This is a genomic window from Myxococcus sp. SDU36 (assembly GCF_030168875.1).
Classification (GTDB): Bacteria; Myxococcota; Myxococcia; order Myxococcales; family Myxococcaceae; genus Myxococcus; species Myxococcus vastator.
In genome coordinates, this window is sequence record NZ_CP077414.1 from 3,148,960 (window position 1) to 3,171,447 (window position 22,488).

Annotated in this window: 15 protein-coding genes; 3 read left to right on the forward strand and 12 right to left on the reverse strand. The window is 71.1% G+C overall.

Annotation, left to right across the window (positions count from 1 at the left end; translation table 11 throughout):
- Positions 1-228: 228 nt before the first annotated feature.
- Positions 229-1,644, forward strand: a complete 1,416-nt coding sequence (locus KGD87_RS12150) for a B12-binding domain-containing radical SAM protein (protein WP_284667611.1) — start codon at positions 229-231, stop codon at positions 1,642-1,644.
- Here the strand turns inward: KGD87_RS12150 and KGD87_RS12155 are convergent.
- The 3 genes from KGD87_RS12155 to KGD87_RS12165 form a co-directional block, all read right to left on the reverse strand.
- Complete coding sequence (locus KGD87_RS12155; protein ID WP_350102529.1) at positions 1,637-5,902, reverse strand: AAA family ATPase; 4,266 nt, start codon at positions 5,900-5,902, stop codon at positions 1,637-1,639. The two genes, KGD87_RS12150 and KGD87_RS12155, sit on opposite strands and share 8 nt — an antisense overlap.
- 10 nt (positions 5,903-5,912) lie before the next feature.
- On the reverse strand, positions 5,913-6,308 hold the full coding sequence (locus tag KGD87_RS12160) for a hypothetical protein (RefSeq protein ID WP_163783684.1): 396 nt from the start codon (positions 6,306-6,308) through the stop codon (positions 5,913-5,915).
- 89 nt (positions 6,309-6,397) lie between these two features.
- Complete coding sequence (locus tag KGD87_RS12165; RefSeq protein WP_284667613.1) at positions 6,398-6,949, reverse strand: SLOG cluster 4 domain-containing protein; 552 nt, start codon at positions 6,947-6,949, stop codon at positions 6,398-6,400.
- Between the two features lie 209 nt (positions 6,950-7,158).
- Here KGD87_RS12165 and KGD87_RS12170 point away from each other — a divergent pair, with 209 nt between their 5' ends.
- Together KGD87_RS12170 and KGD87_RS12175 are read left to right on the forward strand one after the other, a co-directional pair.
- On the forward strand, positions 7,159-7,467 hold the full coding sequence (locus KGD87_RS12170; protein WP_163787602.1) for a hypothetical protein: 309 nt from the start codon (positions 7,159-7,161) through the stop codon (positions 7,465-7,467).
- Positions 7,468-7,658: 191 nt separating this feature from the next.
- The gene (locus tag KGD87_RS12175; protein WP_284667614.1) at positions 7,659-9,497 is read left to right on the forward strand and encodes a tetratricopeptide repeat protein; all 1,839 of its coding nucleotides are present in this window, start codon (positions 7,659-7,661) and stop codon (positions 9,495-9,497) included.
- An 85-nt stretch (positions 9,498-9,582) separates the two neighbouring features.
- Here KGD87_RS12175 and KGD87_RS12180 read toward each other — a convergent pair whose 3' ends face one another.
- The 9 genes from KGD87_RS12180 to KGD87_RS12220 all read right to left on the reverse strand — a co-directional run bounded on the left by KGD87_RS12180 (position 9,583) and on the right by KGD87_RS12220 (position 22,486).
- Positions 9,583-10,692 carry an NAD(P)/FAD-dependent oxidoreductase gene (locus KGD87_RS12180; protein ID WP_284667615.1) on the reverse strand — a complete coding sequence of 370 codons (1,110 nt, stop codon included), beginning with the start codon at positions 10,690-10,692 and terminating at the stop codon, positions 9,583-9,585.
- Position 10,693: 1 nt separating this feature from the next.
- Positions 10,694-11,074: a hypothetical protein gene (locus KGD87_RS12185; RefSeq protein WP_284667616.1), complete on the reverse strand. Its 381-nt coding sequence runs from the start codon at positions 11,072-11,074 to the stop codon at positions 10,694-10,696.
- A 12-nt stretch (positions 11,075-11,086) separates the two neighbouring features.
- Positions 11,087-11,488 (reverse strand): hypothetical protein, encoded by a 402-nt coding sequence (locus KGD87_RS12190; RefSeq protein ID WP_163784532.1) that lies wholly within the window; start codon positions 11,486-11,488, stop codon positions 11,087-11,089.
- A gap of 203 nt (positions 11,489-11,691) precedes the next feature.
- Entirely contained in the window at positions 11,692-12,153 is a 462-nt protein-coding gene (locus tag KGD87_RS12195) for a hypothetical protein (protein WP_284667617.1), read from the reverse strand.
- A 108-nt stretch (positions 12,154-12,261) separates the two neighbouring features.
- Positions 12,262-14,559 carry a lantibiotic dehydratase gene (locus KGD87_RS12200; protein WP_284667618.1) on the reverse strand — a complete coding sequence of 766 codons (2,298 nt, stop codon included), beginning with the start codon at positions 14,557-14,559 and terminating at the stop codon, positions 12,262-12,264.
- Positions 14,556-16,112: a radical SAM protein gene (locus tag KGD87_RS12205; protein ID WP_284667619.1), complete on the reverse strand. Its 1,557-nt coding sequence runs from the start codon at positions 16,110-16,112 to the stop codon at positions 14,556-14,558. The genes KGD87_RS12200 and KGD87_RS12205 overlap by 4 nt, the downstream gene beginning before the upstream one ends.
- Positions 16,109-18,436, reverse strand: coding sequence for a lantibiotic dehydratase (locus tag KGD87_RS12210; RefSeq protein WP_284667620.1), 2,328 nt, complete (start codon positions 18,434-18,436; stop codon positions 16,109-16,111). Before KGD87_RS12210 ends, KGD87_RS12205 begins: the two co-directional genes overlap by 4 nt.
- Before the next feature lie 52 nt (positions 18,437-18,488).
- A complete protein-coding gene (locus tag KGD87_RS12215) occupies positions 18,489-21,632 on the reverse strand; it encodes a serine/threonine-protein kinase (RefSeq protein ID WP_284667621.1) in 3,144 nt (1,047 codons plus the stop codon).
- An 11-nt stretch (positions 21,633-21,643) separates the two neighbouring features.
- On the reverse strand, positions 21,644-22,486 hold the full coding sequence (locus tag KGD87_RS12220; protein WP_284667622.1) for a hypothetical protein: 843 nt from the start codon (positions 22,484-22,486) through the stop codon (positions 21,644-21,646).
- Positions 22,487-22,488 lie beyond the last annotated feature (2 nt).

A 22,488-nucleotide genomic window follows, 5' to 3' on the forward strand; every position in this document is an offset into this window, starting at 1 on the left:
GAAACTCCATGCACACGGTGTGACGAAGCCGAGGGCACGGTGGGTCGCTCGCGAAACACGACAGTCTGGAAACCACGAACACGGACGCGCCGAGCCGCTGTCATTTTGCGTGAAGCGTGAAACAGGGGGATTCTGCTTTCACGGCCAGGCCGGGGGAGCCGAACCAGGTGACAAGTGCTCCTTGCCGGAACGTGGCCGCGCCGCCTCGTCCTGGAGCCACGTCATCGCATGCGGATTGCTGTCATCGCCACGTACACGCACCCCACCCGGCTGCGCCTCAAAGAGCCCTCCATCATGCAGTCCTCCGTGCCGGAGCTCATCGCCGGCCTGTGCCCCGCGCACGCGGAGGTGGAGATCTTCAACGAGAAGGAGTGCGACCTCCCCCTGGACCGCCACTGGGACCTCGTCTTCTTCTCCTATCTGCACTCCTACTACGAGCACACCAAGGTGCTCTCCACCCTCTTCCGCCAGCGCGGCATGACGACGGTCGCCGGCGGCCGGCACGCCAGCTACTTCCCCGACGACGCCCAGCAGTACTTCGACGCCGTCATCACCGGCGAGCCCGAGGCCAACGTGCCCGCGCTCATCGAGGACTTCGAGAAGGGCCAGCTCCAGCCGCGCTACCAGCGCCCGCCGCTGGGCCCCGCCGCCATCCGGCCCTACCGCTACGAGCTCATCGACTTCACCCACAACAAGCTGCGCCTGCCCGGCATCGAGGCCTCGCGCGGCTGCCCCTTCTCCTGCAACTTCTGCGTCCTCACCGGCAACGAGCGCTACCGCTACCGCCCCGTCGCCCACGTCATCGACGAAATCCAACGGCACATGCGCTGGAACCCCAACTTCATGGGGCTGATGGATGACGCCTTCATGTTCCTGGACAACAACCTCGGGGGCTCACCGAAGTACCTGCGCGAGCTGTGCGAGGCCCTGATTCCCCTCAAGAAGACCTGGGGCTGCGCCCTCACCTTCAACGTCCTCAAGGACGAGTCGCTGGTGAAGCTGATGGCCAAGGCGGGCTGCCGCTACGTCTACACCGGCCTGGAGTCCCTCAACCCCGACTCCATCAAGGCCATGAACAAGGGCCAGAACAAGCTGAGCGAAGTGGACGCCGTCATCCGCCGCGTCTTCTCCGCCGGCATCCTGCTGTCCTTCGGCCTCATCGTGGGCTCGGACGGAGACACCAACGACTACCTGGTGAAGCTCCCCGAGTACCTCTCCGACCTCCAGTACTTCTCCGTCACCTTCCTGGGCATCGTCTGCCCCTACCCGGAGACGCCCTTCTTCCGCGAACTCCAGGCGGAGCACCGCCTGCTGCCGGGCACCTTGAGCCGCGACTATGACGGCTACACGCTCTGCCACCAGCCCAAGCACCTGCACACGTCAGAGGTGGTGGAGCACTTCCACCGGCTCTGCGCGCAGCTCGGCAGCCTGCCCAACATCGCCCGCCACTACTGGTCCAAGCTGACGATGAGCGACATGCCCCGGTACAAGCAGACCATCCTCTTCTCCGGGCCCGAAATCGTGAGCATCCGAAACCCGCTGAAGAACACGGCGCGCCGCTACATCGCCGGGCAGGACGCCCTGGAATATTGGGACACGCAGCAGATGGCCCAGCTCGGCCTCCAGCCGCAGCGGCTCACGTGAGCGCCGCCGCGGCCAGGCGCGGCGCGGCGTCCTGGGGGCCGGACTCCAGCCGCTCCACCCGCCGCAGCTCCGCCCGCGCGTCAATGGCGGTGAAGATGTCACGCGCACGGGCCAGCAGCGCCGTGCGCCGGTGCGGCAACGCCGCCGCCGCGTCCAGGTAGGCCACGCCCGTCTCCCAGCGGTTGGGCGTGGCCTCCAGCACCTCGAGCGCGCGGTCGAACAGCGGCTCCGCGGCCTTCGCGCCCCGCTTGAGGGCCTTCGCGCGCGCCATCACCCGCATGGCCGGGCCGCGCAGGTACGGATAGAGCACCCCCAGGGCCCGCGCCTTGAGCGCGCAGCGGCGGTAGAGGGCCCACAGCTGCTCGCGCGGCACGGAGACGGCGCCCTGCTCCAGCGCGAAGAGCGCGCCCTCCGCCGCGTCCACGAGGCCAATCTGGAGGAAGGGCACCAGCACGTGGTAGCGCCACAGCGCCTCGTCGGCGCGCACCGCCATCAGCGCCGCTTCCTCCACCTGGTGCTCGCGCACCGCCACGTTGACCAGGTGATTCAGGCTGGCGCACTGGTTGGCCAGGTCCTGCACGTCGATGCTGATGCGCAGGCCCTCCTCCAGCTCCGCGCACAGCTCGCCCACGTCCCCATCGCCCCGCAGGTAGCGGCACATGGGGACCCACGCGTGCGACCAGCCCTGGTGCATCAGCGCGTTGAGCTCCACGCCCACGCGGCCCATCTCCCGGAAGGCCCGCTCGGCGTCCTCGAAGCGCGAGGCCAGGAACTGGCTGGTGGCCAGCATCATCAGGCCCGTCTGCACCTCCCACATGTCCCCCACCTGCCGCAGCAGCGCCACGGCCTGCTCGCCGTACTCCGTGGCGCGGGCCTGCGCGTTGGTGAAGATGGCCTGCGTGGCCAGCCGGCTCAGCGCCACGCCCTCCGCCGCCGTATCCCGTGAGCGCCGCGCATGCACCAGCGCGCGCTGGCACCAGTGCCCCGAGCGCCCCACCAGCCCCGAGCCGAACAGCAGGGAGCCGTAGTAGCTGGTCGCCAGGCTCAGGCCGTACTCGCTGCGCGAGCGCTCCGCCATCGTCGTGGCCACCAGCGTGGCCCAGGTGAGCTTCCCGATGTCCGCGAAGTAGTAGATTTTGATGAGCGAGATGAGCGTGGACAGCTGCTTCAGGTACAGCGGCAGGCGCGCGCCCAGCGGCCGCACCAGCCAGGGGAACAGGCCGTAGAGCAGGTGCAGCCCCATGGCCAGCACCGCGCGCAGCACCAGCGCCGCCATGCTCCGCGGCATCATGCGCCCCATGAGCTCCAGCGCCGTCTCCAGCTCCTGGATGGCGCGCTTCGACTCGCCCTTCTCCTGGTGGGCCCGGCCCAGGCCCAGGTGAATCTCCGCGCGGCGCGGCACCTGCTCCTCGTCCGCCAGGCACTGCTCGAACATGAGGATGGCGCCCGCGTAGTTGCCCGCGCTGAGCAGGGTCTCCGCCAGCTCCTTCATCACGACGCGCGTCTTTTGCAGGACCTCCTCCGGGTCCAGCGCGACGGTGCCCCCCAGAATCTCCATGGCCCGGTTGTAGTGGTGGACGGCGTCGTCGTTGGCGTACTGCTCGCGCGCGCTGCGCGCCGCCATCAGCGTGTACTCCAGGCCCTTCACCTCGTCGTTCCCCGCCAGCGAGTGGTAGGCAAGAATTCCCGCCGACTTGACGGGATTGTCCCCCGCGCGGGCCTCGATGAAGCGCGCCATGCGCCGGTGCAGGTCCTCGCGCGCGGACACCAGCAGCGTGGTGTACGCGACGTCGCGGATGACGATGTGCTTGAAGATGCAGGTGAACGGCTCCTCCAGCTCCAGGAGGATGAGCCCCAGCCGCGTCAGCGTGTCGATGGCCTCGCGAATCCGCTCCGGGGACACCGAGCCGGGCGCCAGCGCGGCCACCGCCTCCAGCGTGAAGATGCGGCCCACGACGGAGGCCACGCGCACCACCAGCTTCTCCGTCTCCGTGAGCAGGTCGATGCGCGTCAGCACCACGTCCTGGATGGAGTCCGGCAGCTCCAGCCCCTGCAGGCTGCGCTTGAGCTCCAGCCGCTCCGCGCCCGGCGCCACCGGCCCCAGGTAGCCCTTCTCCACCATGCCCTGGACGATGGACTCGGTGAAGAACGGGTTGCCCTGCACCTTGGCCAGCAGCAAATCCTCCAGCGCCGTGTCCGGCGTCTCCATGCGCAGGTGCAGCCGCAGCAGCGCCCGCGTGTCCTCGTCATCCAGGCTGGACAGGTCCAACCACCGCAGCCCGGGCAGCCCCTTGAGGCTCTTGAGGTGCTCGCCCGGCCGCATCGTCACCAGCAGCGTCACCCGCAGCGGAGACAGCCGCGCGGCGACGTACTCGATGAGGTCCACGGAGATGTTGTCGGCCCAGTGCAGGTCCTCGAAGAAGAGCAGCACCGGCGTCTGGCGCGACAGCTTCTCCAGGAGCTGGAGGATGACCTGGAAGAGCTTCTGGTTCTTGCGCCGGGCATCCAGGTCGCGCGTGAGGGGTGACTCCTCCACGGGCAGCCCCAGGATGCCCGCGAGCACGGGGATCCACTCCGGCCCCGTGTCCTCCAGGCCCGCGAAGCCCTGGCGCAGCCGGGACAACTGCGTCTCCACGTCGTCGCCTTCGTGCAGGCCGAAGAGCTGGACCAGCACCTCCTTCCACGGGAAGAAGGGCGTGAACATCTCGTACGAGTAGCAGATGCCGTAGAGGCTGTGGGCCCCTCGCGCCTCCGCCACCTCCACCACCTTCGCGCCCAGCCGCGACTTGCCGATGCCCGCTTCGCCCGACACCACGCAGATGCGGCCGTGGCCCCGCAGCGATTCGTCGACGGCCTGGCGCAGCGCCTCCACCTCGTGCTGCCGGCCGACGATGTCGCCCTTGCCCTTGAGGAACAGGCTGCGGCGGACCTCCGCCGACAGCCGGTAGACGGGCACCGCGCGCGACACGCCCTTGAGCCGCGCATCCTCCACGAACGCGGTGTCGAAGCCGCCCTGGTGCAGCTTGCGCTCCGTCTGCGCGTCGATGTGGATGCCGCTGCCCTGCCCGTGCGTCATCAGGCGGGCGGCCATGTTCACCACCTCGCCCAGCGCGGAGTAGCCCTTGCGCCAGGGCGAGCCCATGTCGCCGAAGTAGGCCGGACCGGTGGCGATGCCAATCTGCAGCGACGCGACGAAGGGGAAGGACTCCCGCTCCCGCATCAGCTTGCACGCGAGCCGGCAGGCCAGCACCTCCTTGCTCTGCAAGGCCGTGGGCGCGCCGAAGATGACGTAGAGGACGTTCCCCTTGTCGGTGAAGTCCGTCATCAGCAACACGCCGCCGTGGTGCGCGCTCTCCCGCTGGACGTATTCGTAGAAGGCGTTCAGCTCGCGGGTGAAGTCCTCTGGCCGCGCGGACGCGCGCTGGCTGTCGAAGCGGAGGAAGAAGCAGGTGACGTCGCGGAAGTCGCCGCTGAACTCCTGGTGCGCCGTCGTGATTTTCGTGAAGAGCACCGGGTGCAGCAGCAGCGAGCACCGGGCCACCAGCTCCGGCCCCGCGGGCAACACGAAGGCGGGCGCGGGAGGCACGCGCAACGGCGCGGTGGGCGCCAGGTGGTACGCGTCGCCGCGGGCCTCGCCTTGACGGGCCGGCTCCGGCAGCAGGGCCCACGCCTCCGGGCTGAGGAGCACCTCCCCCACCGTGGCCCGCTTCTCCGCCGCCACCGCCTGCGCCAGCGGCTGGCCGATGAGCGCGGGGTGCATCCACATCCCCGTGGCGCCCAGCACCACCCGGTGGGCCTCGCCGAACCCGATGCCGATGCGCGACGACACGCTGAAGCGCTGACCCAGCAGCTCCAGGTGCGCGAAGCGGGACAGCCGCTGCTGGACGTCCAACGCACACCGGGCCGCGCGCTGCACCGCGCCGCTGGCGTCCAGGCCCGGCTCCACCTCGAAGCAGGCCAGGATGGAGTCACCGGCGAACTGGTAGATGTCGCCGCCGTGGTCCTTCACGACGTCGATCATCTCCGTGTAGTAGCTCGTCAGGAGCCGCTGGAGCGCATCGATGCCCCGGGGCCCCGCGCCGCTCAGGCTGACGACGATGGGCGTGAAGCCCGCGATGTCCAGCAGGAGGATGGCGCCTCGCACCGGCTCCACGAGCGGCAGCGCGTGCGCCTCCGTGTGCTCCAGACGCCGGAGCACGGCGCCGGGGATGTAGGGCGCCAACGTCGCGAGGATGGGGTCGATGTCCACCGGAGACATGGCCATGCGCTCAGCCCAGGGCGTTGAAGCGGATCCACATGGCCAGCACGCCTACCACCGCATAGAAGCCAATCTCCACCGTCTCCGACACCGGCTGCGCCTTCTTCAGGGCGCCCCAGGTGTGGACGACCACCATTCCCGCACACACCCAGCCGATGAGGTCGAAGATGGCGGGGCCCGGTCGTGACACGAAGCGGGCCGCCGTGAGGATGATGGCCAGCGCCACCGCGCCCAGGCAGCGCCCGAAGTACACCGTGAGGTGATTGTTCCCCTCTGGCAGCCGCCACCCGAACCAGCGCGCCCACGTCAGGGGCATCAGCAGCAGGGGAAGCGCGATGACGACCAGGAAGAGCGTCCCGGCGATGACGAGGAACCAGCTGGCGAGCGGATGGTCGGGACTGATCATGATGGCGCACTCGAGACGACGCGGCCCGCCCTGCCTGGGTGGCCCCCGCCCGTTCCCCCGAGCGCATCATCCTAGACGGTTTCCAGCGGCTACGGCGCCGTCAGGCGGAGCGGATCCCGCACCGCGGCCCGGAGGAACTCGGCCACCCGCTCCAGGGAGTCCGTCCGCTCCAGCTCCGTGGGGAAGCGCCGGAACGACTCCGGCGGTCCGTAGAGGATGACGGGCTTGCCATAGCGCAGGGCCAGGGCCGCCTCGGCCACCGTGCCCGCGCCTCCGGGCAGTGACACCAGGGCGTGCGGCGTGAGCACGTTGATGTGATTGCGGCTGAGCGGCTCCGTCCCCTGCACTCCGCTGAGCGGCAGGTGCGTGTAGATGGGCAGCTCCACGTTGGGGTTGGGGTAGCCCGGACGGGGCCGGTACTCGCCGCCCTCCACCGAGCCGGGGACGATGCCCATGGAGATGCCGTGCCGGTACGCCACCTGGACGAACGCGTCCGCCGCCGTCCGCATCACCCCGCTGCCCGCGCCCGTGAGCAGGTCGAAGCCCGCCTCGGCGATCCACCGGACCAGCGGGACGACCCGCTCCGCGTGGTCCTCCTTGCCAGAACCGAAGACACCAATGATTCGCCGTGGCCTGCGCATGGGCTTCGCTCCTTCCCCTGGTATGACGGGCCCGCCCTCCAGCTTGTTCCAACCGCGCGCTGGATTCCTCCCACGACGGTTCATTGCCCCACATTCCCCCCGCCGGGCGTTCACCGATGGAAGCCTTCGCGCCTGCAGCGTGACGGATTGGACGCTTCGCCTGTCAGACCCCCGCTCTACCTTCATCCGCATGTGACTGGAGGTCGTCCATGTTCGACAGTTGTGGAGGCTGTGAGCGCCGCGGAAGCGCCGGTGAAGTGTTCGACTGGTGCGCCCACTGCGAGCTGTCCCTCTGCCCCCGCTGCATGGAGCGCGGCTGCTGCGACAGCGAGCCCGCCGAATCCGGCCGCTCGGCGCCCCGGTGCCTGCCGGAGCCCCCCGAGGACGACGAGGCCACGGCCCTCCCCGAGCACTTCGGCGGCCGGTGCTGCACCCGCGCTCGCGCCGTGGCGTGCTCCTGCGCCTTCCACTGGGTTTGCGCCCACCACGGCGATCAACACATCGGCACGCATGACTGACGTTCCCGTTGTCCGCTGGGAACGGATCTCCACGCGCTGTGTTCGACGCACCCGGCCACGCCCGGAAAATGACGTTTCACCTGGTATTTTCCGGGCAGGCCCGATTGCTCAGTTCCTGAGAGGGTGTGAGGATGCGTGTGAGACAGCTTTTGTGTCTCACCCCCACCTTGAGCCCCTCCGAGGAACCTCCCGTGAGTCCCCCCTTCGCGCGTCCCCGCGAGCTGGCTGTCACCGTGGAGACGTCGCCGCGCGCCGCGCTGCCGTCGCACGCCATCGAAGTCGACGTGGGGGTGGCCCTGCCTGTCGCGTTCGGCGGGCTGAGGAAGGTCCTTCGCGCGTGTGAAGCCACCGCGCCCCAGGTCGTCCACGCCCTTTCCCGCGCCCACCCCTCCGAATGGAACCGGCTGTTTCCCGGCACCATCGACGGCGTGCCGGACCTCGGAGATTTGGCGCTGACGCCCTCCGAGCGCCGCCTCCACCGCGAGTCGGAGCAGATGTTCTGGGTCCTCAACGTGGCCGCGAAGGCCATCATGGAGACGCTGCGCGTCAGCGGCCGGCCCCTGGTGCTCCATGGCGCGGGTGAGTGCGACCTGGTCAGCCTGCGCGCGGTGATGCGGGCCGCCGAGTGGAGCCGGTTGGAAGGGCTGGAGGGCACGCTGTTGTTCACCGGGTGGAACGTGCGCCGGCCCCATGGCGCGGAGTCCTTCGAGGCCCGGCGGCAGGCCTACCTGGATGCGCTGTGCGACCGGATGCGCGCGCCCCGCGTGCCGACGCCCGGGCCGGTGTCGTCGCGCGCGCTGGAGGCGCCGGTGGACCTGGAGGGCCGTTATCTCCAGGTCGCCGTGGACGCGGCCCAGGCGCCCGAGACACGGGTTGCCGCCGCCATCCTCGCCGTCCGGAGCTGCTTCTTCACCACCAACTACGAAGGCGCCATGCTGGCCGCCGAGCAGGGGCTGGCGGTGTTGGAGGCGAACGCGGACGCGGCGTTGGCGGCTCGCGTGGTTCAGGCCTGGGAGACGCTGGACACGGGCTTCGCCACGCCCGCCATCGAGATTGAGCGCGCCAGCCTGGGTGAGGTCGACGAGCTCAAGGCCCTGTTCGCTCGCAGCATGGGCGTGGTCCACGTCTATACCGGCGCACACGACGCGGCGATGGAGGCGTTTGCCCGGGGGTTGGCGTGCCGGATTCCTCCCGAGCTGGTGGCGCGGCTGCACATGTTCCGCGCGCTCACCCTGACGAAGCGCTTCGGACAGCTCCCCAACGCGCGGACGGAGGTGGCCGCGGGGCTGGCCGCGCTGGAGCGCAGCACGGCGCCGGACCGCGCGCTCCAGGAGGGGTGGCTGCGCAATGTCTGCGCGCTGACGTGGTTCCAGGAGCGCAAGCTGGACAAGGCGTTGGTGGAGGAGAAGCAGGCCATGCGCTGCGTGGGGGACCTGCACGACGCCAGCGCCACCCACCTGAAAATCAACCTCATCTCCAACGCCAGCTATCTGCAGGAGACGGCGCGCCAGTACGGCGACGCCATCTCCACGTGGCGCCGGTTCGAGAAAATCAGCGAGAGCTGGGGTGTGAATTTCGCCAAGCACCACCGCTACCGGTTGGCGGGGCTGGAGCTGGCCGCTGGCGAGCGTGACGCGGCGGTGGCCCACTTCACCGAGGCGTTCACCAACGCCGATGCGCTGGGCGACTCGTTCCACCGGCAGGTGATTGCCGCGGAGCTGGGACGCCTGTTCCTGGACGAGCAGCAGCCGGCTGTCGCCGTGGACTGGTTCACCCGCGCGGAGGAGCACGCTCGCGCCATTGGAGACCCGCTGAAGACGGCGGAGAGCCTGGCCGGACAGGCCCTGGCGGCTGGACACACGGACTGGCCGGAGGCGGTGCGGTGCGCCGAGGCGAGCACGACGTGGCCGAAGCAGACAGAGGCGCTGAAGGCCGCGCTCGCGCGGGGTGAGGCGAAGGCGGTGCATGAGGTGCTGCCTCGCGCCCGGACGAAGCTCAACCGCCCGTTCGACCCGGTGAACCTGTACTGACGTTCCGCCCAGACGCGGCGCGCCGGGCGACGAAGCCTCCAGCGTCGCGCCTTGTGTCAGCGACCGGCGACGGGCCGAGCCTGCCTCAGCGTCCTTCCGTCGCCACGCCGCCCAGGTGACGCATTGGAGCGAAGGGCTCGACCTCCGCGCTGTGCCCCCGCGCCACGAGCTCCGCGAGCAAGGCACCGGTATACGCACCCGTCAGGATGCCCTGCCCCCCCAGCCCCGTGGCGATGAACGTGCGCTGCGTGCCCGGGTATGAGCCGATGTAGGGCCTTCCATCGGGCGTCGCGGCACGCAGCCCCGCCCATGCGCGGACGAACCGGGCGTCACGCAGACGCGGCGCCAGCTTCGCGACGGTGGCACTGAGGTGCAGCAGGCCCGCGGGCGTCACCTGCTCCACGAAGCCCGCGTCCTCCTCCGTCGCGCCCACGACGATTTCACCCGAGCGCCACGGCGCCAGGTACGAGGGCCCGGAGACGACGCGCGTCAGGTGCAAGCCCGGCTGGTGCACCACCAGCATCTGCCCACGCAAGGGCTTCAACGGCAACGAAGGCAACCCCGCCACGCCCGCCGACCAGGGCCCCGCGCACACGAGCAGCCGGTCCGCCCGGAGCGTCTCCCCTTCCGTCTGGAGCTCGACCCCCGTGGAGGACTCGGAGACGGAGCGCGCGGCCACGCCCAGCCGCAGCCGCACGCCCACGTGGGCCGCGGCCTTCAGGAGCGCGTCGACGTAGCCATCCGTGTCCACGAGGTGGCCCTGGTCCGTCTCGAAGGCGCCGAACAGCGGCGTGCCTTCCAGCGCGGGCTCCAGCGACACCAGGCTCGCGGCGTCCCGCCAGGTGCCCAGCCCCTCCGCGTCCGCCACCGCCTTCGCCGCCAGCGCATCGCGCGCCTTCGCGTCCGCGACGACGCGGAGGATGCCGTTGCCTCGGCGGAGCTGGTCGCCGCCCGGGAGCGAGGCCAGGTCCTCCGCCAGCGTGCCGCGGCCCGCCCGGGCGAACGCCAGCATCAGCGGGTCATCGAACAGCCGCACGGACGGGATGGCGACTCCGGCGGCGGCGCGCGAGCCCCGGCCTCCTGGGTCCACGGCGTCCAGCACCGTGACGCTCGCGCCCAAAGCAGAGAGCCGGCGCGCGGCCGAAAGACCCACGACACCGGCTCCGAGAATCAAGATGTCGGCGCCAGGCTTCATCTCACCTGAGCCGCTTGGCGATGACGTGAAAGCCACCTTCCACGTAGATGAAGCCGTGCCGCTCGGCGCGCTTCACCACGGCGTCCAACTGGGTGTAGCCCACCAGCAATTGGAACCCGAGCCTCGTGGACTCCTCACAGATGGCAGCCACCACGAGGTCGACGGCCGCGCTCCGCTCTTCCTTGGACAACCCCGGTGCGGCCACCAGGGTCTCAATCATGGCCAGCGAGCTGTCGGTCCGGTAGAGGAACCCCGCCGCCTTGCCAGGAACGATGAAGCCCGTCTGCGGAAGCGTCTCTGGCGTGACGGCATCGTTCCAGAACCGCAGCCACTCCTGCAGTTGAGCGAAGTGCAGCTCTGGAACGTAGGGGATGGGCGTCATCCGGCGACGATATTACGAAACCAGGAACTGCGACATGCGCTGCGCGGACAGCTCGGCCGCGTTGTTCATGCCCAGCTGGCTCAGGCCCGTCTTCGCCGTGTTCTTCATCAGGTCGCCCAGCACGTCGGTGACCTTGCTCTTGCCGGTGGCCAGGTTGAGCGCGCCGCTCAGCAGGCTGTTGCCGCCCGTGCCGTCCATCAGGAACTGGCTGGCGAACTTGCCCACCGTGTTCTTCAAGGCGCCGCCACCCGGAATCAGGTCCGTCGCCGCGCCCATGAGCGCCTGCAGCGGGTTCTTGCCCTGCATCAGGCCGCTGGCGAAGCCCATCGCCGCGCCCAGCAGCGGGTTGACCGCGGACACGAACGGCTTGACGACGTCCAGCACCTTGCTAACGATCTTCTTGAGGCCACCCATGGTAATTCCCCTTTGAAAGATGGCTGCGGTGCAGCCATCAAGTGCGTCCGATGTAAAAATTGTCGGGGGATGGGCGTATTTGTTTCCCTGTTACCCGAAAAAACCGGACGCCATTTCGGGGCCCCTTTGAATTCAAGGACTTGGCTCAGGGGCAAGGCACCGGAGATTCCAGGAAATGATCCCCGGGCCTGTTCCTCCGCCGATCAATTCTTGTCGGTGCCAGGCTTCTTGGCTTCCGTGGCGTGCAGCTCGCTGGCGGACGTCCCCTTGCGGCTCTCGGGAGCACCCTGCTGCGCCGCGTCAGATGCGAGCGCCGCCTTGTAGCGAGCGTCCGCGTCCTGGTCACTGAAGCCGTCCCGCTGATGCGCCCGGCTGATGACGACGCGGCCGTCGACGATGGCCTGCAGGTGCTCCTGAAGCTCTTCGATGGTGGGCACGTTGGGGTCCTTGGCCTTCAGCTCCTCGTCGGGGACGATCTGGAGCTGGGGCGGCTTCTCCGGGTTGAGGGCGTAGTCGATGATTTTCTCGACGTACTCCTCCACGGGGAGCTTGAGCAGACGGGCCTGCTCCTTCACGTCCGCGTCGGCCAGCAGCTCCGCGCGAACCTCCTCGACCGGCCGCTTCAGCTTCTTGACGGGGGGAGCAACGACGTTTTCACCGGACATGGACTGTCTCCTCAGAAAAGGGCCCGAAATCCTGGCAAGGCGGGAATCACCGCCAGGCCGGGCAAGGGACCATTCTGGTAACCGATGCGGCCCGGATGTCAAAGGGCGTCAGGCCGGTACTTCGCTCCAGCGGGTGAACTGCATCCGCAGCTCGCAGGTGTAGCGGCCCCGCTCGTCCCGCAGCCAGAGCTGCTCCGGCGCCGGGTACATCTCCTCCACGGACAGGCGCTCCGCGTCCCGGGCCAGGTGTGACAGCAGGTCCATGGCGAAGGGGCTCGCGGTGTCGATGAGGTACGGCTTGCGCTCCTTCGAGCTGCGCATGAACACGAAGCGAGGCCACCCCGCCGCGCGCCGCTCCCGCTGCACGGCGAGGAAGAGCTCGAAGCCCGTGGGCTTCCCCAGCCGCTCCGCCGTCAGGTTCCAGCGCTCGCGTTGGTACACCGCGCCGCCCACGCTGAGCCGCGGCAGGTGACCGCCCTGCGTCCGCAGCGGCGCGTGCAGCACCTGGGGATGCGCCAGCGCCGCGAACGGCGGATAGGAAGAGAAGTCATCGAGCGGCAGGTACAAGCTCAGCCGCTCCCCCTTCCCGTCCACCAACACCGGGCCGTCGGGCGTCGGACGGACCTTCACGTCCCCCGGCGTCAGGGCGCCCTCGTCCACGTCCAGCACGTCCGACACCGAGTACACCAACCGCCGCCCGGGATAGACGTAGAAGCCCTTGTTGCGCCTGCGGATGGCCAGCCCCACGAGCCCCCGCGCCGCGGCGTCCTGCTCCAGCCAACGCGAGGCCACCGAGGCGTAGCGCTCCCGCTCGGGTTGGAACGCGCTCAGCCAGCTCCACAGCAGCAGGTGGTGGTGGACACGCGCCAGCATCACCTCGAAGCCGCCTCCGTCCGGCTTCGCGGCGAGGCACACGTCCGGCAAGGCGTAGCGCCCGCCCGGCGTGGAGGTGCCCAGGAAGTCCACGGGCAGCGCGCGCGCGCGGCCGTCCTCCGGCTCCAGCATCACCGGCGGCACGGGCGAGAAGCGGCTGCCCGTCACACCGTCAGGCCGCAGCCGCACGGCGTAGTCCAGCAGGTCCATGGGGCCCGCGTCCGGGCCCAGCGCGTCGCGGACCTGCTCCCGGAAGCCCTGCTGCACCTTCTCGCCATAGGCGGCCGACAGCTCCAGCGCACCCGTCAGCGCGGCCTCCAGCTCCGCGGTGAAGCGCGCACCGAAGCGCAGTCGGAACGGAGAGCTCGCCTCCTCGTAGAGGATGAGGCGGTCCGCATACACCTGTCCGTCGCCTCGGCGCGCGGGCTTGCCCGTGACCTCCGTGAAGACGGCCTCCAGGCGCGGCAGCAGCTCGCGCCGCTGGGTCAGGTCCCCGGCTTCGAAGTCCGCCTTGAGACGCGCCAGTGACTCCAACCGCACCAACCAGCGGGTGCGTGCCTCCAGGTCGGGGAGCGCCGCGACCGCGTCCCGCACGCTCTCGAAGCTGCCGAAGTCGTTCGGCCGGAACGGCAGGCCCCAGAGCAACAACGCGGTCTTCACCAGCGGCAGCGCCTGGCGCTCGACGTCCACCACCGGGAGGCCGAGCACCCCGGCCGCCTGCGCGGGCGTGGGGTGCTCGCGCAGCACCGACAGCAGGCGCTCCGCCTCGGGCGACAAGGTGACGTCCAGCTTCAGCGGCTCGCAGAGGGCGCGGCCCGGGGTCACCGTGAAGAGCGGATTGAGGCGCAGCGGCAGGTGCGGGCGCAGCGTGCGCTCCCGCCCCACCGCGCGAGCGAGCTCTGTCACCGCCCAGAAGGAGAAGAACGTGCGGCGGCGCGTGTTTCCGCTGGGCACCGTGCGCACGTCATAGCCGTCATCGTGGGTGCGCTCGCCGTAGGAGATGGGGCCGAAGAAGCTCGTTGTCTCGTTCTTCGCGCAGAAGCGCTGGAGGTACGTGTAGACCTGCCGCTCCACCCGGCGCGCATCGGACGTGTCCGGCCGCTCCCCGCCGCGCAGGTAGCGCACCCAGACGTTGTCGAACATCGCCGGGCTGGAGAGGAACACGGCCTCCTGGATGGCGGGGTCCGCCGCTCGCGCTCGCAGTTGCCGTCGCAGCGTCTTGCGTTCCGCCGCGTAGCTGGCCTGAACGGACTCGCGACGCGCCTGGTAGCGAGCCCATGCGTCCTGACACGGCGGGCCCAGCCGTGCGTCGATTCGGGGCTCACGGCCCTGGGACAGCGCATCGATGAGGACCTGCGCACCGGACGCGCCCTTCTCCGCGCGCACGGCGTCCACGAGCGCATCCTCGGCCTCGAGCAACCGGGCGACGTCGTCCAGCACCGCCTGAGGCATCCCCAGCGACTCCAGCCAGTCAAAGGGAAAGCCCGCGTGCCGCAGCACGAATACCTCGCCCAACGTCCAGGGCTCGCTCATCCGTTCACCCTCGTCAGCACCGACCTGGCCACCAGTGTGTCCACCAGCTTCTCCCGCTGCGCCTGGGGAACGGCCCCCAGCACGCTGGCCACTTCCATGGGCCGGACGAGCCCGGCGAGCTTCGGCGCCAGCCGCGCGTCCATCGCGAGCACCGAGCCCGTGCGGAGGTTCGCCGCGAACCACGACGGCTTCGGCGCACCCTCCAGGCCCGCCGGGAGCTGCACCCACGCACAGTCCGCGTCGAGCCGGATGGCCGCCGCGCTCACTTCCGTTGCACGGGGCCGGGACACCTCGGGAAGACACGCGGCGGCGACCCGGCCAGGGCTCAGCGGGCCTCGCGCGAGCAGCCGCGTCGCGAGCGCAGCAAGCACCTGCGGAACGCGGGCACTGGGAATGGAGCGGGCGTGCTCGAAGGGCCGGCTCCTCGCGAGGTCCCGGTCATCGGGTGGCGCGCCGACGCTCACGTCCGGCCACAACAGCGCGCGGCCACGCGCAGGCGGCGTCCGAGGCCAGTGGAAGGGCCGCACTCCCGCGAGCTTGTCGAACACCGGCTCCGCGTCCAGCACGGCGAGCGTCGCGTCGAGGTCCGCTTCGTCGACCCCGGGCGCGCCGGCCCACCACTCCGCCACGAGGTGAACGCCCGCGTCCCGAAGCCGGCGAGCGCCCTGTGCCAGCGCCTCTCGGGAGACGCGAGCCCCCAACGGGTCGACCCAGGCGTCGGTGTCCGCGGCGCAGAACCCCACGACGGCCACCTTGCAACCGCTCTCCACCAGCACGTCCGGATGAAGGAGCGAATCGAGCGACACATGCCCCGCCCACCCCACCGCGCCTCCCGTGAGGACGCGCACCGTGTCCAGCGTGCTGGCCCGCACCTCCAGCGCCTCGGACAGCCAGACGAGTGACGTGGGGGCCGTCTCGTCCAGCTCGGGCGACACGCGCCAGCGCAGGGGGGCCGCCTCCACGAAGGTGGCGCGCTGGAACACGGACAGTCGAGCCAGGACGGTCCGGTGCGCCCAGGCGAACGGCCCCGCGACTTCGAGCGGCACGTGCTCCGGACAGGCTCGCGCCAGCCAGGCCGCGGCAGGCAGTTGCAGGTCGCGTTCGAGCCAGAGCCGCACCCGCTCGGCGCCGGCGAAGCGCGCGGCGGCGCGGGCCAGGTCATCCAGGTAGGACGCGGGTTGGTCCAGGGAGCGCAAGACGTCCGCGCTCCGCTCGGTGGTGCCGCCCGCCAGCTCCACATCGTCCAGCCGGAGATGCACCCCGTCAGGCGGACCCGAGATGGCGGAGAGCACCGCCCCCAGCGCGCGCAGGCGGGTGCTCACACTCGCGTCCTCCCGTGCATGCAGCGACTGGGCGGCGCGCAACAGCAGCAGCTCTCGCATCGTCTGCGCGGTAGCGGGGGCGCGCTCGCGTGCGGTGGCGGCGGCCTCCACCGCGTCAACGGCGAAGACGCGCCGGCAGAACTCGCGCGCCACGTCGACACACCGCCACCCTTCCGGCGCCTCCGGCACGAGCGTCACGTCGCGGTGGGGTGGCAGGACGAGCAGCTTCATTCCCGTCCTCCGGCAGCGGACTGTGCGCCCCACATCAGCGTGCAACGCAGCTCCACGGTGTGGCGCCCACCCGCGGGGCTCCGCAGCCAGAGCTGGTCCGGCGAGGGCAGCATCTCCGACAGGAGGACCTCCTCCTTCTGCTCCAGCAGGTTGAGGAAGACGCGCAGCAGCGGCGGGCTGCGCACGTCCACCAGTACCGGCTTTCGCTCGTCCTTGAACTTCGCGAAGACGCAGTCCGGCATCCCGCGCTCGCTCCACACGCGCACCGCCGCGCGCAGCTTCGCCGAGTCATCGCGGCCCGCGAGCAGCGCCTCCCGCTCCGCCTGCGACAGCCGCCACTGCTCGCGCTGCACCACCACGCCGCCCAGGGTCAGCCGGGGCGTGTGCTCGCCCAGCGACACGCGCAGCGGACGGATGCGCGGCAGGCTGAAGGCGGTGTGCACCAGGCTATCCAGCTCGCCGTTATAGAGGCACACCTCGGAGCCCAGCCGCTTCGACACCAGCCGCGCCCGCGCTCCATCACTCTCCACGAACAGGTCATCCAGCGGCAGGCGCCACGCGGAGGCCCGGGCGCTGACGCCGCCCAGCTCCACCACGGGCCCCGGGAACTCCGACGGCAGCAGGCCCGTGCGTCGCGACGCCAGCACCGTCACCAGGGGCACCGGCCGGCTCAAGGCCCCGAGCGCCCGCACCATGGCGCTCTCCACCCGGCCGCGCGCCTCGTGGAACTGGAGCGCCCAGCCCCACACCAGCGCCGTGTCGTGCACGTCGCCCATCACCAGCTCGTACTCGCCTCGGCTCCAGGCCTCCACGTCCCGGGCCCCCACGAGCAGGTCCACGGACGTGACGAGCGGCAGCGCCTTCGCGTCGTCGTCCAGCGGCGGCGGCGTCACCGAGCCCAGGTCCGCGCAGCGCGCGGATGCGTCTGCCACGGCGCCAGCCAGCAGCTCCGCCACCGAGCCGTCCAACGGCACCGGCCGGTCCGAGTACGCGGCCGCCACCTTCCAGAACGGCACCGTGCGCGCGCCCACCAGCCCCGCCACGGTGGCGCGAGCGGCCTCCCGGGTCCGCCGCGCCGCCGCGCCCATCCACGCCAGCGCGGGCTCCAGGCGCGTCACCAGCTCACGCGCCCGCTCCCCTCCGACCTCAAGCCGCAAATCACCGCCGCACTCCTCCCGGAGCGCCAGCCGGTCCTGGTAGAAGTTGTGCGACTCGGACGCGGGGCCTCGCTCGGACGGCGGCGACACGCCCCACTGCGCATGGGCGCGCTTCGCGAAGGCCGCCTGGAGCGCCATCTTCCCCGCGGCATCCGCGGCGCCGTACCCGGCCATCAGCGCCAGCAGCGCGTTCAAGCCCTCCACGTGCCGCCGAGCCGCGGGGCACGGCAGGCCCGCCACGCGCTCGGCCAGGTCATCCACCGGGTGATGCGTGGCCGCGGGCACCTCGAGCTGATGCGTCAGCAGGCCCTTCTCGCAGCCCAGCCGCGCCGCCTCGCGCGCCAGGCCCGGGGCCACGCCCAGCGACGAGGCGAGCCCCGCGAGCGTGCGCGTTCCATCCACCGCCTCCACCAGCCGGGGCAGCAACGCCTCCGCGCTCTCCGGTGCGGGCAGCGTCTTGCGCGAAGGCACCTCCGCGAAGGCCTTGCGGCGCGGCACCAGCCACGCGGCGACCTCGGGGTCGAAGGCGATGGCGCGAACCAGCCCCTGCACCAGCCACGACGCCGCGAAGGTGTTCCGCCCCGTCAGCACCTCCGGCCCGGACCAGCGCAGCGTCACGCCCGTCGGCGCGGCCGCGTCCGCGTGTCCGTAGTTGATGGGGCCGAAGAAGCCCATCGTCTCGTTCTTCGCGCACATGCGCTGCAGGTAGCTGGCCACCTGTCGCCGCAACCGCGCGCCGTCCCGCCCGTCCAGCAAATCTCTCGCCACGGGCGGGCTGGAGCTGGCCACCGCCTCCAGGAAGCGCGGCGCCTGCCGCAGGGCCCGCAGCGCGTCCTCCACCGCCAGGGACTCCTGCTTCATCGCCGCATGGAAGGCGGCCTCCGCGTCCTGCGCGGCCCGGGCACGCTCGTTCCACTCAGCGAACAGCTCGGGTGACGCCATTCCCTCGGTGTCCACCGGGCGCCCGGCCTTCAGGGCAGACAGCACCGCGCGCGAGGGCCGCTTCACCCGAGGGCCCTGGGCCTTCAGCGCCTCCAACGCCTGCCGCGCCGAGGCCAGCTGGCGCGCGGCCCGGGCAGCCTCCGGACACCCCAGCCGCTCCAGCCAATCGAAGGGGAAGCCCGTGGTGCGGACCACGAGGTGAGGGAAGAGGGTCCAGCCCTTCATGCGTTTCGCACCCTTCGTCCGGGACGCGGCGCGGCGCCCTGCAGCGCGCCGCTCAGTTTCGCGGTTGCGACTTCACTTCGATTTGCTGTCCGGGCACGGCCATCACCCACAGCTTGCTGACGCCGTTGGGGCAGCGCACCAGGACCTCCAGCTCCCGGCCCGCTTCGATTCGCGCCTTCAACAGGGGCGTTCCACCCGGCAGCATCGCGCCACCGACGTGGACCTCACAGCCAGGGGCCGCGCCCGTCACGCTCAACAGGCCCGTCGTGCCCGGCTCCGGCAAGGCGTCCGCCAGCGTGCGCACGTCGATGCCCTCGCGCTGCTCCGTGGTGCCGAACCGCCGCAGCTTCCCCTCCACCGCCGTGGAGATGAGCAGCGGGCCACCCGACGGGTCATGCACCTCCGTCCCCGGCTCGTGGCGCAGGCCGCCGACGTAGACGTGCTCCCCAGGCCCCACGTTGACGAAGTTCGAGTCACCCTCGCGCGTCATCACCACCGCCACCACGGCCAGCACCAGGGCGCCGCCACCGGCGATGCCCAGCCACTTCCAGGGGAACCGCTTGTCCGCCGGTTCCTCCGCGGGCGCGACGGCGCGGCTCGCGGGCGCCACGGGCCTCGGAGGAGGCGGCTGGGCGGGCCGGGCCGCGCTGGCGTGAGTCCCCTGCCCCAGCCCTGGCACCGGCCCGGACGGACGCGGCGCCGCTGGCATGGCGGGATGGGGTTGAGAGGCGCGCGGCGCGGGGGCGGGCCGGTGCGGCGCTTCCGTCCGAGGCGGCGGCGCGCCCAGGTTGAGCGGCACCATCTCCGTGCGGTCGTTCGCGTCGTCTTCGGACACGGAGATGCCGGGGAAGGAGTCGTCCGCCGGAGGCGGCGCGGGAGGCCGCACCGCCGCGCTGGCGACGCCCACGGGCCGAGGAGGGGGCGGAGGAACCGGCGGGCCGGGGCGAGGAAGGCCGCCACTGCCGCCCGTCCCAGGACGGCTTCCGGCCACGGGCACGCTGCCCCGGCTGGGCGTCCGTCCATCCATGGGCGCGGACATCTCCCCACCGCCGACGTTGCCGCTGCCCGTGCCCGAGGGCACCGGGCGCGGGTGGCTCCCCGTCCCGCTGATGGCGGACGGCGCGAACTCCACCAGCCGGTCCCCCAGCGTGTCCCGGAAGAACTGGGCCACCGCCGCGGGCGACGAGTTGAGCCGGTGATGCGCCATCACCGCTTCGATTTCCTCGCGCAGCGCGGCGGCGGACGGCGTGCGGCGCGCCGGGTCCTTCACCAGCGCGCGGAGGATGAGGTCGGAGACGTCCTGGGGGATGTTCGGCTTGAGCTGCGAAGGGACGGGCGCGGGATCCCTGACGATGGCTTGCAGCGTCGCCGCGTCGTGGTCCCTGCGGAACGGGAGCGTGCCGGTGAGCAGCTCGAAGAGCACCACGCCCAGCGCGAACACGTCGTTGCGCGCGTCCAGCGCCCGCCCGGACGCCGCCTCCGGGGAGATGTACGAAATCTTCCCCTTCAGCACGCCCGCCTGGGTGTGCTCCTCGCCCGCCACCTTGGCGATGCCGAAGTCGCTCAGCTTGATGGCGCCGTCCAGCGAGATGAGGACGTTGTGCGGGCTGACGTCCCGGTGCACCACCGGGTGCGGCGTGCCCGCCGGGTCCACGTAGGCGTGGGCGTAGTGAAGCCCCGCGGCCACCTCCGCGACGATGCGCAGCGCGTGCTCCAGCGGGAGCGCCAGGCCCTTGCGCCGCAGCTCGATGACCAGCTTCTTCAGGTCCGGCCCGCGCACGTACTCCATGAGGATGTACGCGACGCCGTCGGACACGCCCACGTCGAACGTCTGCACGACGTTCGGGTGCGTCAGCCGCGCGTTGGCGCGGGCCTCCGCGAAGAGCATGTCGACGAACTCGGGGTTCTCCGCGAACTGCGGGAGAATCTTCTTCATCACCAGGAACTTCTCGAAGCCCTTCACGCCCACCTGCTTGGCGAGGAAGACCTCCGCCATGCCGCCCTGCCCCAGCCGCCGGATGATGTTCAGCTTGGTGCTGCCCAGCGAGTTGGAGATGTCCGTGGAGGCGCCCTGGCGGGCCGCCGGGTCGATGTTCGTGGCGCCGAAGAGGTACTGACTGAGGGCGCGCGTCTCCAGCGCCTCCAGCTCCTCCAGCGGCCGGTCCGTCAGCTGCAGCCGCGCCAGCAGCCCCTGGAGCTGGGGCATGTGGGGGACGCGCGCGTTGCCGCCGCAGATGGGGCACGGCACGTCCACGCCGTCCGCCTGCGCTCGCAGCTTCGCCAGGTAGTCCGCGGCCTGGAGGCGCTGATGGCTCACCTGCCCGCAGTTGCGGCAGTCACACGGCAGCCACAGCGTGGCCAGCCGCACCGGCAACACCTTGGCCGAGCGCGCCAGCACCGCCAGCGCGGGCGGCGGGACCCGGCACAACACCACGTGCGCGCCCTGCGCCGCCGTCTCCAGCACCTGCTCCAGCTTCGGCAGGGCCTCCGGCTCCACCGTGCTGACGTGGCTGAAGTCGAAGCCGACGCGGCCCTCCAGGCCCGACGCCAGCCGGCGCACGTTCAGGTCGCCCTTCAGCGCGCTGGCCAGGGTGATGTACGTGACGTCGTCCTGGATGATTTTCAGGTGCTGCGACAGCTCCGGCTGCTCCGCCGGCATGCTGGCGCGCAGGTAGCGCATGACGACCGGGTCCACCTGGCCGAACTGCTGCCGCCGCGCGTAGTCGAAGAACTCCCCCGGCAGGTCCGCGAACTCCAGCGGCCCCTGACACACGGGGCAGGCGTGGTCGGGCGCGCGCTCCTCGGAGATGACCTGCGCCTCGTCCAGCAGGTTCACCAGCCGCAGCCGGTCCTCGTTGCAGGCGCGGCAGGCGTAGGGCGCCAACACGGAGAGGACGCGGGCGACGCCAGCGAAGCCCTCCACCATGTTGAGCTGGTCCACGATGACGGGTGGCGCGTGGACCACGTAGAGGCCCAGGGCGCCCGGCGGCAGCTTGGCGGCGAACTCAATCCACCGCCGCACGCCGAAGGAGCTGATGCGCTCCACCTGCCCCAGGTCCACCACCAGCAGCCCGCTCAGCTCCGGGCTGGCGGACGTCAGTGGGAATGTTTCGTCGATGACGCCGGAAATCCGGACGTGGGTAATCGTCCCCACGCGGAGCCGGCTGATGATGGCGTTGGAATCCTGGCTATCCACCGGCCCTGACCTCATTGGAGACAGAACAGCAGCGACTTGGGTTGTGCGGCGCGGCGGCGGGCCTCCCCCAGGTCCACCACGCACAGGACTCGTGACTCACGGCCAGCGGCCACACGGGCGGCCACCACATCGCTGTGCTCCAGGATGCGCCGCAGTCCCAGCCCCGCCCCTCCTCCGGACGCATCCACCTGGACGCGCCCGCCCCACCCTCCCAGCGCCCGGGCGAAGGGCCCCGGACGCAGGCCGCCGAAGCGGTCCACGACTTCCAACCACATGCGGCCCTCCTCCACCACGTAGGACAGCTCGCACGCGTCCTCCGGCGCCACCTCGCGGACCTCGGAGCGGCGGTGCGCGTACCGGTGCTGGCCCCGCGCATCCACCGGCGCGTCCCACATCGCGTTGGCCGCCAGCTCGTGCACCACGTCCCCCACCAGCGCCGCCGCCGTGCGCGAACCCCGCGCCTGCGTGACGGCTCGCGCGGCGGCCTCACCGGCGGCGTTGATGTCCCCCACCGACTGGAGCCGGTGCCGCGAGGCCCCCGCGGGCAGCAGCGGCGCGCCGCGAAGCAGGTCTCCCAACAGGCGCGCCTCCCATGTGGAGGGACGTCCGTCGGAGGCCCGTGTCGCCAGCAGCAGCGCGGGCGGCTCGCCGCGCAGCGCCTCCGCGTGCGTGGGCGTCAGCTTCCCGTCGAAGAGCACCAGGCGCCGAGGCCCTGAAGGCGACCCGGGCCCCTGGCACAGCGCCATGCCGCCCTGTGCGAGGACGGGAGCCGCCTGCTCCACCAGCGCCGGAGAGAGCGACTCGTCTGCAATCAACAGGAGGCCGCCGGCCTCGAGGTGGGGGGCGGTACTCAAGG

Bases quoted from the DNA above. Each gene is read 5' to 3' on its own strand.
- KGD87_RS12150 (WP_284667611.1), top strand. From the start codon at position 229: ATGCGGATTGCTGTCATCGCCACGTACACGCACCCCACCCGGCTGCGC.
- KGD87_RS12155 (WP_350102529.1), bottom strand. From the start codon at position 5,902: ATGTCTCCGGTGGACATCGACCCCATCCTCGCGACGTTGGCGCCCTAC.
- KGD87_RS12160 (WP_163783684.1), bottom strand. From the start codon at position 6,308: ATGATCAGTCCCGACCATCCGCTCGCCAGCTGGTTCCTCGTCATCGCC.
- KGD87_RS12165 (WP_284667613.1), bottom strand. From the start codon at position 6,949: ATGCGCAGGCCACGGCGAATCATTGGTGTCTTCGGTTCTGGCAAGGAG.
- KGD87_RS12170 (WP_163787602.1), top strand. From the start codon at position 7,159: ATGTTCGACAGTTGTGGAGGCTGTGAGCGCCGCGGAAGCGCCGGTGAA.
- KGD87_RS12180 (WP_284667615.1), bottom strand. From the start codon at position 10,692: ATGAAGCCTGGCGCCGACATCTTGATTCTCGGAGCCGGTGTCGTGGGT.
- KGD87_RS12185 (WP_284667616.1), bottom strand. From the start codon at position 11,074: ATGACGCCCATCCCCTACGTTCCAGAGCTGCACTTCGCTCAACTGCAG.
- KGD87_RS12190 (WP_163784532.1), bottom strand. From the start codon at position 11,488: ATGGGTGGCCTCAAGAAGATCGTTAGCAAGGTGCTGGACGTCGTCAAG.
- KGD87_RS12195 (WP_284667617.1), bottom strand. From the start codon at position 12,153: ATGTCCGGTGAAAACGTCGTTGCTCCCCCCGTCAAGAAGCTGAAGCGG.
- KGD87_RS12200 (WP_284667618.1), bottom strand. From the start codon at position 14,559: ATGAGCGAGCCCTGGACGTTGGGCGAGGTATTCGTGCTGCGGCACGCG.
- KGD87_RS12205 (WP_284667619.1), bottom strand. From the start codon at position 16,112: ATGAAGCTGCTCGTCCTGCCACCCCACCGCGACGTGACGCTCGTGCCG.
- KGD87_RS12210 (WP_284667620.1), bottom strand. From the start codon at position 18,436: ATGAAGGGCTGGACCCTCTTCCCTCACCTCGTGGTCCGCACCACGGGC.